At 62.0% G+C, this 15,625-nt stretch carries 15 protein-coding genes; 7 read left to right on the top strand and 8 right to left on the bottom strand.

The window, feature by feature from the left end; all coding sequences use genetic code 11:
• Positions 1-204 precede the first annotated feature (204 nt).
• Positions 205-1,680, bottom strand: coding sequence for an FAD-dependent oxidoreductase (locus CO656_RS01545; RefSeq protein ID WP_097524557.1), 1,476 nt, complete (start codon positions 1,678-1,680; stop codon positions 205-207).
• Positions 1,681-1,962: 282 nt separating this feature from the next.
• Between CO656_RS01545 and CO656_RS01540 the strand changes: the two genes are divergently transcribed.
• Positions 1,963-2,643, top strand: coding sequence for a redoxin family protein (locus tag CO656_RS01540; RefSeq protein ID WP_097524556.1), 681 nt, complete (start codon positions 1,963-1,965; stop codon positions 2,641-2,643).
• Positions 2,644-2,813: 170 nt separating this feature from the next.
• Positions 2,814-3,701, top strand: coding sequence for a LysR family transcriptional regulator (locus CO656_RS01535; protein ID WP_037416992.1), 888 nt, complete (start codon positions 2,814-2,816; stop codon positions 3,699-3,701).
• 18 nt (positions 3,702-3,719) lie between these two features.
• On the opposite strand, the gene panD is transcribed toward CO656_RS01535, so the two are convergent.
• Complete coding sequence (gene panD / locus CO656_RS01530; RefSeq protein WP_037416938.1) at positions 3,720-4,172, bottom strand: aspartate 1-decarboxylase; 453 nt, start codon at positions 4,170-4,172, stop codon at positions 3,720-3,722.
• 548 nt (positions 4,173-4,720) lie between these two features.
• The gene (locus CO656_RS01525) at positions 4,721-5,188 is read right to left on the bottom strand and encodes an SRPBCC family protein (RefSeq protein ID WP_097524555.1); all 468 of its coding nucleotides are present in this window, start codon (positions 5,186-5,188) and stop codon (positions 4,721-4,723) included.
• Between the two features lie 485 nt (positions 5,189-5,673).
• Here CO656_RS01525 and CO656_RS01520 point away from each other — a divergent pair, with 485 nt between their 5' ends.
• The 4 genes from CO656_RS01520 (at position 5,674) to CO656_RS01505 (ending at position 9,020) form a co-directional block, all read left to right on the top strand.
• Positions 5,674-6,966 (top strand): CmpA/NrtA family ABC transporter substrate-binding protein, encoded by a 1,293-nt coding sequence (locus CO656_RS01520; RefSeq protein ID WP_037416934.1) that lies wholly within the window; start codon positions 5,674-5,676, stop codon positions 6,964-6,966.
• 63 nt (positions 6,967-7,029) lie between these two features.
• On the top strand, positions 7,030-7,923 hold the full coding sequence (gene ntrB, locus CO656_RS01515; protein ID WP_097524554.1) for a nitrate ABC transporter permease: 894 nt from the start codon (positions 7,030-7,032) through the stop codon (positions 7,921-7,923).
• A 17-nt stretch (positions 7,924-7,940) separates the two neighbouring features.
• Positions 7,941-8,741: an ABC transporter ATP-binding protein gene (locus CO656_RS01510; RefSeq protein ID WP_097524553.1), complete on the top strand. Its 801-nt coding sequence runs from the start codon at positions 7,941-7,943 to the stop codon at positions 8,739-8,741.
• A gap of 81 nt (positions 8,742-8,822) precedes the next feature.
• The gene (locus CO656_RS01505) at positions 8,823-9,020 is read left to right on the top strand and encodes a heavy-metal-associated domain-containing protein (protein WP_037416928.1); all 198 of its coding nucleotides are present in this window, start codon (positions 8,823-8,825) and stop codon (positions 9,018-9,020) included.
• Positions 9,021-9,304: 284 nt separating this feature from the next.
• Here the strand turns inward: CO656_RS01505 and CO656_RS01500 are convergent, their stop codons facing one another.
• Complete coding sequence (locus CO656_RS01500; protein WP_097524552.1) at positions 9,305-10,048, bottom strand: SDR family oxidoreductase; 744 nt, start codon at positions 10,046-10,048, stop codon at positions 9,305-9,307.
• Positions 10,041-10,790 (bottom strand): SDR family oxidoreductase, encoded by a 750-nt coding sequence (locus CO656_RS01495; RefSeq protein ID WP_097524551.1) that lies wholly within the window; start codon positions 10,788-10,790, stop codon positions 10,041-10,043. The genes CO656_RS01500 and CO656_RS01495 overlap by 8 nt, the downstream gene beginning before the upstream one ends.
• 226 nt (positions 10,791-11,016) lie before the next feature.
• On the opposite strand from CO656_RS01495, the gene CO656_RS01490 reads away from it, so the two are divergent.
• Positions 11,017-11,748, top strand: a complete 732-nt coding sequence (locus CO656_RS01490; RefSeq protein ID WP_097524550.1) for a FadR/GntR family transcriptional regulator — start codon at positions 11,017-11,019, stop codon at positions 11,746-11,748.
• 155 nt (positions 11,749-11,903) lie between these two features.
• On the opposite strand, the gene CO656_RS01485 is transcribed toward CO656_RS01490, so the two are convergent.
• From CO656_RS01485 to CO656_RS01475, 3 genes are read right to left on the bottom strand one after another with little or no spacing between them, the layout of a single operon-like run.
• On the bottom strand, positions 11,904-13,589 hold the full coding sequence (locus CO656_RS01485; RefSeq protein ID WP_097524549.1) for a thiamine pyrophosphate-binding protein: 1,686 nt from the start codon (positions 13,587-13,589) through the stop codon (positions 11,904-11,906).
• A gap of 21 nt (positions 13,590-13,610) precedes the next feature.
• Positions 13,611-14,804: an FAD-binding oxidoreductase gene (locus CO656_RS01480; RefSeq protein WP_097524548.1), complete on the bottom strand. Its 1,194-nt coding sequence runs from the start codon at positions 14,802-14,804 to the stop codon at positions 13,611-13,613.
• A complete protein-coding gene (locus CO656_RS01475) occupies positions 14,804-15,616 on the bottom strand; it encodes an NAD(P)-dependent oxidoreductase (RefSeq protein WP_037416913.1) in 813 nt (270 codons plus the stop codon). The genes CO656_RS01480 and CO656_RS01475 overlap by 1 nt, the downstream gene beginning before the upstream one ends.
• Positions 15,617-15,625: the final 9 nt, after the last annotated feature.

Below are 15,625 nucleotides of genomic sequence, written 5' to 3'. Positions count from 1 at the left end.
AAGGCTCAGAATAATTTTCAACCGTCTCGCAAATGGATCAGCGCATACCTGAGCGTTATCGATGAAGGCGACACGACGCTCTTCCCGCACCGGAAGCGTCATCGATGAAGCGCTTCAACTCGTCATGATGCCGCTCTTACGGCGCGAGGGCTCTGTTGCGGCATCTTCAAGCGTCAGTCGCAGTGAAACTGCCCGTCGCCCTCGCTATAGCTCCGCCGGAGCAAGCGGCTTGCGGGCCGGACCGTGGATCACCGATCCATCTGCTGCGAAAATCGAGCCGTGGCAGGGACAATCCCATGTCCGATCGGCATTGTTCCAAGTCACCGTGCAGCCCTTGTGGGTGCAGGAGGCGGAGACGGCACGCAGGGTTCCGTCATCGTCCCGGCAGACGGCGAGCTTCTCGTCGCCGCGCAGGACGACGCCGCCTTCACCCGGTCGTATGTCCCTCGCGCTGCCGACAATCGACTGGCTGTCGCCATTCTTGTGAAAGCCCTTGGGATAAGGCCGGGTCGGATCATAAAGGCTCCGCCAGGGGCTGGCGCGGCCAAGGATCGTGTCGGCGATCATAATGCCGGCCGCGGTGCCGTTGCTAATGCCCCAGGCGTTGAAGCCGGTGGCGATATGGAAGCCCGGCGCCTTTTCGGGATCGGGTTCGCCAACATAGGGCACCCGGTCGGCGGTGTCGTAGTCCTCGTTGCACCAGTGCCAGGCCAGCTCGCCGACGGCTAGGTTCTGCCGCGCCCACTCCTCGAGTTCGATGAAGCGCGCGGCGACGTTCCCGTCCTGGCCGGTATTGAACTTCGGACCGAGCACGACAAGCAGGGGGCCGGCGTCATCCCTCCCCGTTCTGATCGAGTGTGTCGGATCGTCGATGCCGATGAACATGCCATCGACGGCGAGCGGACTGTCGACGCGGAAGGCGATCGCGGTATGGCACCGCGGCTGTGTGCGGTTTGCCATGCCGACGGGGCTCTTGACCGTCATGTTGGTCGCGACGACCACGTGTTCCGCATGAACCGTCCCGCCAGAAGTGACCACGCGCCAGCGGCTCGCCACGTCGATCAGAATCGCTCGGCTCTGTTCGAACAGGCGCGCGCCCCGGTCCGCCGCGGCGCGCGCCAATCCGACGAGATATTTCGCCGGGTTGAATTGCGCCTCACCAGGAAAACAAACTGCAGCCGTGGTCTCGAAAGGCAGCGGTGCACGATCGAGCACCTGTGCCTCGAGCCCGACCTGTCGCGCCGTCTCCGCCTCGGCAATGATGGCTTCGCGGCCCGCCGAGCTGGTGGCATAGGTATAGGCGTTCTTGCGCTCGAGATCGCAGGCTATCGCATAGTCGCGGATCCAGTCCTTGATCAGCGCGGCTCCGGCCGAATTCGCCTCGGCATAGCTACGCGCCCGTGCCAAACCGAGGCTGTCGATGAGGTGGCGATAGATCAAGGCGTGCTGGGTGGTGATTTTCGCCGTCGAACGCCCGGTCACCTGCCCGCCGATCTCGAGCGCTTCGAGCAGGATCACTGAACGGCCAGCTTCGGAAAGGCGAAGCGCTGCGGTAAGCCCGACGATCCCGCCTCCAACCACGACCGTCTCGGCATGGATCGAGCCGTCGAGCGGAGAATAGCCCGTCGGCCCGGCGCCAGCCACCCAGCAGCTTCCCCGTTTTCCCGGCAGATCGACCATCGTGGCATGTCCTCGTTCAGGTGGTCCGATAACCACGCCTGTTCGGGAATGTTCCCGCCCGGCAGCCCTGCACATATCGAGTGAACCTCAAATGGACATGCCTCCAGGCCACGGGAACGGATCGTGCAGTGTCGTTTAGCGCTTGCTCATGGACCGTTGTGGGGCCATGCTGAATTCAGAAGCTGGCTGTGCGGCAAAGCGAGAGGTCAGGCCTATTCAGCGGCCTCGAAGCCCTGCCGTACTGCCTTTCTCGGCCGTACCTTGACGCGAGGAGTTTGTCCGATGTCTGCGCACGCTGCCAACAATCCATTGCAACCGGGCGATCAGGCGCCGAACGTCGTGTTCGACGCGATTTCGCGCGAGGGGAAGATCGCACTTGACGATTTTCGCGGCCGCAGCCCGCTGCTTGTGGGCCTGTTTCGCGGCCTGCATTGCCCGTTCTGCCGCCGCCATGTGGCGGCGATGGCCCAGCTCAACCCGGCGCTCCGCGAAAAGGGCGTTCAGACGCTTGCCGTGGTAAACACTCCCGTCGAACGGGCCCGTCTCTACTTCCGTTTCCATCCGATCGCTGGTCTTCTCGCCGCATCCGATCCGGCCCGCGCATCGCACCGCGCCTTCGGCTTGCCCATCGTCGAGTTCACCGAAAACGAGACTGACTGGCCAACCAAAATCGGAATGGACGCGGTCATGCAGATGCGCGTCGACCTGCCGGGCGAATTGCCTGAACCGATGAATCCGCCCGCGGCAGGAGACCTCCTTGCCGAAAAGGACCCGTACGAAATCAAGGACGCCGATAAGCAGGTCAGCCTGGCCAATCATATGCAGCTCGTCGGCCATTTCCTGCTCGACCGTGAAGGCGTCGTGCGCTGGAGCTTCACCGAAGTCGAGGAGAACGGCCAGAATCTTTGCCGGGCGCTGAGCCCCGAAGAACTGATGTCGGCCGCTTCGAACGTTGCCCATTGACCTGGCTCCTCCCTGCGGAGCTCCGCTATGCGAATCGCGCGGGTGTTCGGCTCCGGCGGCGCGATCAGAAGCCCTGCAAAGGGAAGCGCCGCTCCATGCAGATAATGATTGTTCTTCCGGCGAAGCAAGCCTACTTTGCGCCGTCTCCATGTATGGAATACATAGTTCAGATGCGCCCGCGCCGGTTTCTTCCCTCCATCAGTCTCCTCTCGGCCTTCGAGGCGGTCTTGCGTAACGGCTCGATCTCGGGGGCGGCGCGAGAAGTCAATCTGACGCAAAGCACCGTGAGCCGCCTTGTCCAGAACCTCGAGGAGCAATTGGGCCGGCCGCTGTTCGAACGCCACAGGCAGAGGCTCATTCCGACCGAAGCAGCTCAGGCCTATGGACGGGACGTCACCCGGGCGCTCGACCTCATCCAGCGCGGCAGCATGGAGTTTTCCGCCAATCCGGGCGGCGGCGCCCTGTCGCTCGCCATCCTGCCGGCCTTCGGCACGCGATGGCTGGCGCCGCGGCTCGGTACGTTCCTAACCCGGAATCCGGGCGTGACGATCAATCTTGCGACGCGCCTCAAGCGGTTCAATTTTGCCGCCGAGGGTTTCGACGCAGCCATTCATTTCGGAGCGGACGATTGGCGCGACGCGGGGCACATGAAACTCTTCGAGGAGCGTTTGACCGCCTGCATCGCTCCGTCGCTTCTCTCCGAACACCCGGTTCGCACGGTCGACGACATGGCCGGTCTGCCGCTGCTGCAGTTGGAGACACGCGGGAACGCCTGGGAGATCTGGTTTGCCGCTCAAGGCGCCGAAGCCCCGAGCGTCACGGGAATGTTGCTGGACCAGTTCGCCACGATGACGCAGGCCGCCATTTCGGGCCTCGGTGTGGCCCTGCTTCCCGATTATCTCGCCGATGTCGAGATAGAGGAAAAGCGCCTTGTGCCGCTTCTCAAACGTTCTGTTCCGGGTTCCGGCGCCTATTGGCTGGTCTGGCCCGAGTCGCGGGCCAACCACCCGCCGCTCGAAGCCTTCCGCAGCTGGCTCGCCGCCGAGGTCTCCTCCTGAGCCCCGCTCCAGAGTCGGCTATGCTCCTGCCACCGGAAGCGGGATCGGCTGTCTCCTGTCCTCTTCATCGAGAATGCTGAACGTAAACTTGCCCTGCTGGTCGCGCTCGACCGAATAGGTCAAGCGATCGCGAACATGGTTGTTCTCGTCGAAGGTCAGCACCCTCGGTTTCAGCTCCGTCAGCCGGCTCTCGTCGAGATAGACCGAGTTGCAAATGATGACCTGATCGCCCGGCTGGCAGGTGCGGGCGGCCGCCCCGTTGAGGATGCAGCACCGCGAGCCGCGCTCGCCGAGAATGACATAGGTGGAGATGCGCGCGCCGGAGTTCTTGTTCCAGATCTCAACGAACTCCATCGGCAGGATGCCCGCCGCCTCACAGTGGTCCGGATCCAAGGTGATCGAGCCGTGATAATTGAGGTTAGCCTCGGTCACGTGGATGCCGTGAAGTTTGCCAGCAACCAGTTTTCTCATGTTCCTCCCCTCGCTTCCGCCGCGTTGTCATAGAGCAACGGCTGTCGAAGGGAAAGTGACGTCAGAAACGGCGTGTGCTCGCCGGAGGCGCGTGTCGGATATTCGCCGACGTTTCACAAAGAATGCGGCGGCTGGATGCCAAGCGGCCTGAGCCGTGATACACGGCTGGAACGAGCATCTTTCCACTCCGCCGCTAGAGGTTGCTGCACGCCCGAACGTGGGCAAAGGATAAGGCGAAGAACACGATGCCTATTGCGAATACGACAAGGTCCATGTCGATAATTCCTGTCTGTTGTTTCTACTGACTGCGCGTCCCCGATAGGCGGCGCCGGCCGCCCGGTAGGTGATCGCGATGGCGTGCATATCCGTCGCCGCAGCGATCGAGGCGATGCGGCGCGTGGATCAATAGAATATGGCTCAAGCGCATAGGACGAGAGAGGTCCAAGAGGAAAGAAATAGGATTCCATAGGAATTCGGCCGCCTCGGGGCTCATGCACGCAAACGCGCTTCGGCGTGAACATGCGAGACGCGAACGAAGCGCCAATTGCTCAGGCACTCCGGGCGAGGCGACGCACGAGGCCCTGCCGACCGCGTTCCATGACGACGTCATGGTTCCAGCTGAAGACGGGCTTCAGGATGACAGCAAGCCTGACCATCCAGGGTTTCGTCACCTTGACGATCCAGTCGTAGCGGATATTGCATACCGCTCCGTCCGGCCGCAGCGTCCATCGACCGGTCCCATCGAGCTCGCCTGAAGCTTTGCCCTCGATAAGCGATAGCGGTTCAACCCTGGTCGTTTCCATGTCGAAGGCCAAGTCATAGGGCAAAGCGGTGGACCATTTCATCCGACGCACGGCGCCGATGCCGGACTCGTCGCCTGGGCGCAGAAGCGTGACCTCATTGACTGAGGGCCACCAGTCCGGCCAGCTCTCGGGCGTGCTGAGCTCCCGCCAGACATCCTGGACAGAGGCGTCGACGGCCCAGGTCGTGACAAGATGAAACTCGGTCGATGCCATCGCGGTCTATCTCGCGGAGGCCGATGAATGGCCCTCACCAATATAGGCGATCCGGGCCGAAACAGCACCGCATGCTGTCGGTCATGCCGCAAGGCAACGATTGGGAGCGCCGCTACTGCCCGTAGGAAATGCGACGGCGCACATAGTTTGCGCGGCATGCAAAATTGCTGGATGGTGCAACGCACAATAATTCATCTTCTGCAGATCATGCTATATTTTTGGGCATATCGGAATTGGCTAATTTTCCCTCGTCAATTCAGCCACATACGAGATCTGGCGGTGTTTGGCACGACGCTTGCATTGGTGTGCTTGCTTCGGTCAACGGCGATTGAAGCAAGTTCAGGCGAAATGCGCCTGCGAAGGACAGTGACGTCGCGACGGTCTTTGCCTCCGAAAGGGATACCTCCCGATCCCCGGAGCGCGATTTCCGAGCGGCGTTTTTTTCGTCGGTTTTCGACCGGCCAACAAGTTGAGGGAACGTGCGCATGACCAAGATATCGATCGGCGGCTTTACTCGCCGCAGCCTGCTGAAGACGACCGCGACGGCCGCCATGGTCGGCGCAGCGAAAACGCTATTGCCCTCCGGGGCCTTTGCCCAGGGGGCTGGTCCGGAGACGGCGAAAGCCATCCTCGGTTTCATCGCGCTGACTGATTCCGCACCGCTGATCATCGCCAAGGAGAAGGGCTTCTTCGACAAATACGGAATGACCGAAGTCGAGGTGGTGAAGCAGGCCTCCTGGGGAACGACGCGCGACAATCTGGTGCTCGGCTCTGCCGGCGCCGGCATCGATGGGGCACATATCCTGACGCCGATGCCCTATCTCATCTCGACCGGCAAGGTGACGCAGAACAACCAGCCGCTGCCGATGGCGATCCTCACCCGCCTCAACCTCGATGCCCAGGGCATTTCAGTCGGCGCGGCCTATGCGGATCTCAAGATCGGTCTCGATGCCTCGGTGCTGAAGGACGCCTTCGCCAAGAAGAAGGCGGCGGGTGCGGCGGCAAAGGTCGCGATGACCTTCCCCGGCGGTACGCATGACCTCTGGATCCGCTACTGGCTCGCCGCCGGTGGCATCGATCCGGACAAGGACGTCGAGACGATCGTCGTACCGCCGCCGCAGATGGTCGCCAACATGAAGGTCGGCACCATGGACTGTTTCTGCGTCGGCGAGCCCTGGAACGAGCAGCTCGTCAACCAGAAGATCGGCTACACCGCCGTGAATACCGCTGAGCTCTGGGCCAAGCACCCCGAAAAGTCCTTCGCCATGCGCGCCGATTGGGTCGAGAAGAACCCGCGTGCCGCCAAGGCGCTGGTCATGGCCGTCGAGGAGGCCGCGCAATGGTGCGACGACATGGCGAACAAGGACGAGCTTGCCAAGATCGTCGGCAAGCGCAGCTGGTTCAACGTGCCGCCGAAGGACATCGTCGACCGGCTGAAGGGCGAATACGACTACGGCAACGGCAAGGTCGTGGAGAACAGCCCGCATTTCATGAAGTTCTGGCGCGACCACGCCTCCTACCCCTTCCAGAGCCACGACGCCTGGTTCCTCACCGAGAACATACGCTGGGGCAAGCTTGCACCGGATACGGATATCAAGGGGCTGATCGCCAAGGTCAACCGCGAGGACATCTGGCGCGAAGCGGCGAAGGATCTCGGCGTCGCCGACATTCCGCCCTCCACCTCGCGCGGCCCGGAAACTTTCTTCGACGGCAAGGTCTTCGATCCCGCCAATCCCGAAGCCTATCTGAAGAGCCTGGCAATCAGCCGCATCGCCTGATGCCGCAATCGCAGCCGGGCCCGGTCCCGGCTGCCGTCGACCGAGAACCCGTAGGAGAAGGGCATGTCCGCCACCAATCTGAAGCTCAAACCGCAGGCGCCGCCGCAGTCCTCGGCGCAGGTGATTGCTCTCGAGGCTACGGCAAGACCGCGCTTTGACAGCCGCCTGCCGCGCTTTGCCGCTCAAACCATCACCAATCTCTTGCCGCTGCTGGTGACGCTGACCTTCCTCACCCTCGCTTGGCAGCTCGCCTGTGCCTCGCCCGATTCGAGCCTGCCGGCGCCGACGCGCGTGCTCGAGGAGAGCTGGGAATTGATCGCGCATCCCTTCTATGTCGGTCAGGGTGTCGACCAGGGCCTCTTCTGGCACGTCTTCGCCAGCCTGCAGCGCGTCGCCCTCGGCTATGCCATGGCCGCCGCCGTCGGCGTGGCGCTCGGCACTCTGGTCGGCCAGAGCGCGCTCGCCACGCGCGGCCTCGACCCCATCTTCCAGGTGCTGCGCACCGTGCCGCCGCTCGCCTGGCTGCCGCTTTCGCTGGCCGCCTTCCAGGACGGCAACCCCTCGGCGATCTTCGTCATCTTCATCACCGCGATCTGGCCGATCATCATCAACACCGCCGTCGGCATCCGCAACATTCCGCAGGACTACCAGAACGTCGCCAGGGTGCTGCGGCTGAACGGCTTCGAATATTTCGCCAAGATCATGCTGCCGGCCGCCGCCCCGTATATATTCACTGGCTTGAGGATCGGCATTGGTCTCTCATGGCTGGCGATCGTCGCCGCCGAGATGCTGATCGGCGGCGTCGGCATCGGCTTCTTCATTTGGGATGCGTGGAACTCGTCGCTGATCAGCGACATCATCGTGGCGCTAATCTATGTCGGCATCGTCGGTTTCCTCCTCGACCGCATCATCGCGCTCATCGGCCGCGCAGTCGCCCGCGGCACGGCAAACGCCTGAAGAAAAGGAGGCTTTTCATGCCCAAGAGCTATCTCTCGCTGGAACTCATCGACAAGACCTTCGAACGTGGCGGCACCCGCAGCGAGGTTCTGAAACAGGTGTCGCTCGCGGTCGACAAGGGCGAGTTCATCTCGATTATCGGCCATTCCGGCTGCGGCAAGTCGACCCTGCTCAACATCGTCGCCGGATTGACGCAGGCGACGAGTGGCGTCGTGCTGCTGGACGGCCAGGTGGTCGACGAGCCGGGACCGGACCGCGCCGTCGTCTTCCAGAACCATTCGCTGTTGCCCTGGCTGACCGTCTATGAAAACGTCCGGCTCGCCGTCGACAAGGTGTTCTCGGCGACGCGCACTAGGCGGGAACGGCATGAATGGACCATGTGCAACCTCGAACTGGTGCAGATGGCGCATGCCGCCGACAAGCGCCCTTCGGAAGTCTCCGGCGGCATGAAGCAGCGCGTCGGCATCGCCCGTTCGCTGGCGATGGAGCCGAAGGTGCTGCTGCTCGACGAACCCTTCGGGGCGCTCGACGCGCTGACACGTGCCCATCTGCAGGATCAGGTGATGCAGATCCACGCGACGCTCGGGAACACGGTCTTGATGATCACCCATGACGTTGACGAAGCGGTCCTGCTTTCCGACCGCATCGTGATGATGACCAACGGCCCCTCCGCCCGGATCGGCGAAATCCTCGACGTGCCGCTCGCCCGCCCGCGCCGGCGCATCGAGCTCGCCTCCGATCGCACCTACCTGAAATGCCGCGAAGCGGTGCTCAAGTTCCTCTACGAGCGCCATCGCTTCGTCGAAGCTGCGGAGTGATCGACCGCGCGCCGGGCGCTCTTGACCTTCCAACGGTGGGAAGCCCCATCTTCGGTTCCTAACGAAAATCGGAGACAGGAAATGCACCGCTACAAGATCGAAGACATGACCTGCAGCCATTGCGCAAGTGTGGTGGAAAGGGCGATTCGCGGCGTCGATCCCGCCGCGGCAATAAAGGTGGACCTCGGCAAGAAGGAAGTCAGCATCGAGACCGCGGCCAACAAGACTGCGATCTCCGACGCGCTCAGAGCGGCCGGCTACGAAAGCCGGCCGCTCTGATCCACGCTGCCAGTCAACCCCTCAGCGACCGCTTCACGACAAGAGAGCTATCTCAATCCTCACCCGGATACTGAAATCCTGGAGGAAGCTGCAGGCAGGCGGCATAGGCCGGCTCAGGCGCGGCGGCCTGCGCATGTTCCCGCGGCTTCATTGAATTGGCCGCGACGATGGAACGGATCGCCAATGGGCGATAGCGTTGGAGGAGATCCGGATTCTTCTCTTCCTTCGCCGCCTCGTCGTTGCGTCCTGACTTTGCTTGCCCCCTGGGCCAGAGAACGAACGGCTCAAGCGGTCACGTGCTTCACCATGGTGCCGCCACCGCTTGCCTGATCGGTCGGGAAGACTTCGACACGGGCGACATCGACAAATACCGGCAAATCGATGACATCGTTGATGATGCGGGCGATAATTTCTGGCTGAATCGAGCGGTATCCGTCGTACAGCATGGCCTTTGCCTGACCATCCGGAATCGAGGTCCGATAGAGAGACGTCTCCACGCGGCCCGGAACGATTTCGCTGACGCGGACGGAAGTCCCCAGGAGATCGCAACGCAGGTTGTCGCAGAAGAGACTTAGTCCCGCCTTCGACGGTCCATAGACCGCCATGTTGGGATAGGCTGCCCGCCCGCCGCTGGAACCCACATAAATCAGATGCCCGCGCTTACGTGCGACCATGCCTGGCAGGAAGACGCGCGTTAAGTGCATCGGGGCCTTGAGATTGATATCGATCATCGCATCGATCTCGGAAGGTTCGATCTCGTGGAATGTGGCGCGGGTGGAAAGAATGCCGGCGTTGTTGACGAGGATATCGACTTCAACATCCTTCAACGCCTCGGCGATGACGGCCGTATCGCGCACGTCGGCCCGCACCGGAACAGCGCCGCACCCATCTGCCAGTTCCGCAAGCAGGCTTTCGTTGCGGCCGACCGCGTAAACCGTCAAGCCGCGTTGCCGCAGAGCCGAAACCGTCGATTTGCCGATACCGCTGGTCGCGCCGGTGACGACTGCCACGCGATAGGTGTCAGACATAGATATAGCCCCCGCTGACGACGACATTCTCGCCTGTGGCATAGGTGTTGCGGCTGGACGCCATCATGACGATCCATTCGGCCATTTCGACGGGCTCGGCGGCGCGGCCAAGGGCGCTCGCCTTGGCCAGCTCCGGCAGGAAGCCGAGTTCTTTAGCGCGGTCCGTCGCAAAGCCTGCCGGCGCCACCGAATTCACGAGGATCTGGTCCTTGGCGCATTCCTGGGCGAAGGACTTGGTGAGGCTGACCACCGCCGCCTTGGTCGCGGCATAGTGGGCATTCTGCGGATGCGCCTTGAAAGCATCGACGGAGGTGACGTTGACGATGCGTCCTGTCACTTCCGGCGCGTTCACGAACTGGCGCATATGCAGCACCGCCGCCACCATCATATGGTAGGTGCCCTTGACGTTGATGGCGTTCTCCCGGTCCCAGTCCTCGTCGGTGATTTCCAGGATCGGCTTGCGGGGATAGATCGCTGCGCTGTTGACGAGAGCATGGATGCGGTCAAGCTTGCCGGCAACCGTCTCGAAACCGCTGTGAGCCGTTTCTGCGCGGGAAATATCGGCAACCGCTACCGCCACCTCCGCGCCGAGTGCTTCCAGCTCCGCCGCCGCGGAGGCGAGCAATGCCTCATTGCGGTCAATAAGCCCGATCTTCGCCGCTCCATGCGCGATCATCAGTTTCGCAGTGGTGAGACCGAGGCCCGAAGCTCCCCCCACGATGACAACGGATTGGGCTTTCACAACGAGCCTCCTGACTGTTTGTTTGTATGTTATCACTTATATGCTAGGATGGAGCGAGATCAAGCAGTTTTTGTCGGTGAGAAATGACTCCGCCGCGGGCCAACACCTCCATCTTTGAAGAGAATCCCGCGAGGCAGGCAATTTATCGAGAAACGAGATATTTCGAGCGGCACGTGGCACGATATGTGATATGTGCCAACGGGGGATTTTCAATCGGAGCAAATAGGTGTCGATTATCACGCAACGTGGCAATTTGGCAGAAATCGTCGTCACAAAGCTTACCGAGCGCATCGACTCCGGGCTCTACGCTCCCGGCGCGAAAATTCCCTCCAGCGCCCAGCTATGTGAGGAATTCGGCGTTTCCCGAACCGTCATTCGCGAGGCTCTGACATCTCTGAAGGTGGGAGGACGCGTAACCGCGCGACAAGGCGCTGGCGTCTATGTGACCGAGAAGGACGCGAAGACGCTCAACTATGAAATCAGCCGCATCGAGGACATACGCTCCGCCATGCAGATCCTCGAATTGCGGCTTGGCGTCGAGATGCAATCCGTCGCTCTGGCCGCAGCCAGGCGCACTCCGGAAGCTCTCGCGGAGATTGCCCGCGCCTATGATAATTTGGAAACTCTCAAAACCGACGATGCGGAGGTCGAAGCGCGCGCGGATTTCGACTTTCATCTGGCTATCGCCCGCGCCACCCGCAATCCGCATTTTCCGAGCTTTCTAGAAGCCGTCATGGAAAGCATCAACTTCGAACTGGTGCTGAAACATCGCCAATCGTCGCGCGCCTACAATGGCTATTTGAAGAAAATCAACAGGGAACATGCGGCCATTCTGGCAGCGATCACCCAGGGCGACGTGAAGGCAGCAAAGCAGGCGCTTGCCGTGCATCTCGAGGAGAGCCTCAACAGATACCGGCTGATGTTGGACGAGCCTGAAAGTGTGGAGACGGCGGACTGATCAGGTTCGCAAATTTTCTTCGCGCGCCTGCGGAGACTTCGGCAACTCGTCGACACTGTCGCAGGATGCGTTCACTCAGCCGGCAATCTCCTGCCATTGAAGGTCGCCTTGATGGAATGCCACCGTCACCCATCTGTCCGGCAGCAGCCGTATTCTTACCTCCCCAGCGCGATCGCCTGTTCGCGGATCTGCGTGAGGCTCATTTTCGGCGTCAGTGCTTCCGGATCGAGGCGGATTTCGATCAGCGCTGGCTTACCGGAGGCTTCGCAGCGCTGGAACGCCGGGGCGAATTCCTCGGTCCTCTGCACCGTTTCTCCATGCAGTCCGTAGGAGCGGGCAAGCGCGGCAAAATCCGGGTTGGTCAAACGCGTGCCGGACACCCGGCCCGGATAATTGCGCTCCTGATGCATGCGGATGGTGCCGTACATGCCATTGTTGATAACCAGGACGATGACACGCGCGTCGTACTGCATCGCGGTCGCCAGTTCCTGGCCGTTCATCAGGAAGCAGCCGTCGCCGGCAAAGGCCACAACGATCCGGTCCGGCGCGGTGATCTTGGCGGCGATCGCCGCCGGCACGCCATATCCCATCGAGCCGTTGGTTGGGCCGAGTTGGGTGCGAAACGTCCGGTATTGATAGAAGCGATGCGCCCAGGCGGAATAATTTCCCGCCCCAGTCGTCAGGATCGCGTCGGGCTTCAGATGACCGCGCAGCCACTCCATCACCTCGCCCATCTGCACCGGGCCGGGAATTTCCGGATGCTTCAGGTTTTCTAGATAGTCCGCATGCGCGGCCCTCGTCCATTCCATCCAGGCAGCGGATGCCGCAGGTCTTAGCTTCGCCGCCTGCGACAGGAAGCCGGCCACGCTGGCATTGATTGGCAAAACCGCGTGATAGACGCGTCCGAGCTCCTCGGCGCCCGGATGGACGTGCACAAGCGTCTGCTTCGGAACCGGAATGTCGATCAGCGTATAGGCGCCCGTCGTCATTTCGCCGAGCCGCGCGCCGATCGAAATCAAGAGATCGCAGGCCTTGATGTGCTGGATCAGCTTCGGCCCGGCGGCAAGGCCAAGGTCGCCGGCATAGTTCGGATGCCTATTGTCGAACAGGTCCTGGCAGCGGAAGGAGGCTGCGACGGAGAGCGAGAAGGCTTCGGAGAACGTCCTGAGGTCGGCGACCGCCTGCTGCGTCCAGCCACCACCACCGGCAACGAGCATCGGGCGCTTCGCTTCCGCGAGCAACCGGACGAGCTCATCGAGCTGCTGCTCGCCCGCATAGGCCTCGACCCGCTTGTACGCCGGCGTATCGGCAACCGCCACCTCATCGGTCAGCATGTCTTCCGGAAGTGCGACGACGACCGGACCCGGCCGGCCGTTGACGGCACGATGGAACGCCTGGCTGACGAGTTCGGGGATACGGGCCGCATCCTCAATCTCGACGATCCATTTCGCCATCTGGCCGAACATGCGGCGATAGTCGATCTCCTGAAATGCCTCGCGCTCCATCTGGTCGCGCGCCACCTGGCCGATGAACAGGATCATCGGCGTGGAATCCTGGAAGGCGGTATGAACGCCGACCGAGGCATTGGTGGCACCCGGCCCGCGGGTAACGAAGCAGATGCCCGGCCTGCCGGTCAGCTTGCCATAGGCCTCGGCCATATACGCCGCTCCGCCTTCCTGGCGGCAGATGACGAATTCGACCGCGTCTTCCGCATCGTGGAAGGCGTCGAGCACCGCGAGATAGCTTTCGCCCGGCACGCCGAATGCACGCTCGACGCCATGGATGCGCAGGGCGTCGACCAGCACCTGGCCGCCGCTGCGTGTCTTGATTTCGTTGTTCATGAAGTTCCCCTGCCCTTTTGGTCAGATGACGGCGTCTTCGAGGAAAGGACGGTTCGCCACAACCCGTTCGTAGCCAAAGGGCGCAAGGTCGAGCGTGCGGAAGCCTCCATAGGTAATGATTTCGGAAAGCCCACGCCCCATGGCCGGCGACTGCTGCAGCCCATGGCCGGAAAAGCCGTTGGCGAAGAGAAAGTTCTTCACCTCCGTATGCGGGCCGAGGACGACGTTGTGGTCGAGCGTGCAGTAGTCGTAGTGGCCGGCCCAGGAATTGACGACCTTGATCGCCTCGAAGGCAGGCACGCGATTCGCCAGCGTCGGCCAGATCTCCTCCTCGAATTCGTCATGCATCACTTCGAAATCGTTCGGATCGACCTCCGGATCGTGCTTGGGATAGGTGCCCATCAGATAGAACTTGCCCTCCGGACGGAAAAAGACTCCCGTCGGATCGATGGTCAGTCCGACCTTGCCTTCAAGGGACGTGCGGCAATCGACGACGAAGAGCGAGCGCCGGCGCGACTCGACGGGGATGTCGAGACCGGCCATGCGGGCGACGTGTCTGCCGTTGGTGCCGGAGGTGTTGACCACCGTCCCGCAGCCGATCGTCTGGCCGCCCTTTGTCGTCACGGAAACGACGCGGTCGCCCTCGCGGTTGACCGCCACAACCTCGTCTTCGATGTATTCGACGCCGAGCGAACGGGCCTTCTTGCGGAAACCCTGCATCAAGCCGACGCTGTCGAACCAGCCTTCGCCACGCTCGCCGGTGCTGCCGAGCACCAGCCCTTCGAGGTTGAGCCAGGGGAAGCGTTTCGCGAGACCTTCGACCTCGAGCAGCGTCACTTCGGCGCCGCAGGAGACCTGCGTTTCGTGATTGCGGCGCAGAACTTCAGCGCCTCGTTCGTCGCCCGCAAGGAAGAGATAGCCCGCCTCGTGAAAGCCAATCTCCGGCGTATCGTCGTCGACGGCGACGTTCTCCTTGAAGTTGCGGATGAACTCCGTGCCGAACTGGGAGACCTTGACGTTAATGGCGTTCGAGAACTGATGTCGGATCGAACTGGACGAGAGCGCCGTCGCGCATCGTTGATAGGTCCAATCCTTCTCGATCACCAGGACGGAACCGGTGAAGTCCGGATTGGTCGCCAGGAAGTAGGCGGTCGAGCTGCCGACGACGGCACCACCGACGATGACGAGGTCATAGGAGGTCCTGGCAGCCCGCATCACTTGTTCTCGTCTTCGAAGTGGCCGGCCGCACAGAAGCTGCCGCCTTGGAAGCGCACGGCCGGATCGTTCGGATCCCCCTGCTCCGTCTTGGCGAACACCCTTTCCGCATAGTCGTCAGCACTGTCCTCCGGCTTGTAGCCGAGAGAAGCGGCGGTGCGGTTGTCCCAAAAGGCGCGGCTGTTGTTGGACATGCCGTAGGCGACCATGAAGCCGACGCGTTCGGCCGACAGGCTCTTTTCAACGAGTTGGCGGCAATCGCGGTAGGAGAGCCAGGTGATCAGATGTCGGCGATCTGTGGGCTCCGGAAAGGACGAGCCGATGCGCAGGCTTACCGTTTCGAGGCCGAACTTGTCGAAATAATAGCGGGCGAGGTTTTCGACGAAGGTCTTCGACACGCCGTAGAGACTGTCGGGCCGGGTCGGCACGTTGCCGTCGATGGTCTCGGTCCGCTCGTAGAAACCGATGGCATGGACCGAGCTGGCATAGACGATGCGCTTGACGCCATGCTGGCGGGCCGCCTCGTAAATGTTGTAGCTGCCGACGATATTGGCGTCCAGAATGGTCTTCCACGGCGCTTCGAGTCCCTGTCCGCCCATATGGACGATCGCGTCGCAGCCTTTCACTGCATGGGAAACGGCATCGAAATCGGCGAGGTCCGCCGGGGAATCCTCTTCGTGCGGCGCCAGGTTCTGGCACGCCTGTCGGGCCGAGAGCCGAACGATCTTGCCGAGCCTGGTACCGGATTTGCGAAGCTGTGTTCCAAGAGCGCCGGCGGCGCCGGTGAGAAGCGTGCGCTGATAATCGGTCACGAGACTTGA

The sequence above is a fragment of the Sinorhizobium sp. FG01 genome (assembly GCF_002531875.1).
Classification (GTDB): domain Bacteria; phylum Pseudomonadota; class Alphaproteobacteria; order Rhizobiales; family Rhizobiaceae; genus Sinorhizobium; species Sinorhizobium fredii_C.
The sequence above is the reverse complement of the archived record's forward strand: the minus strand, read 5'-3'. Positions and strand labels throughout refer to the sequence as shown.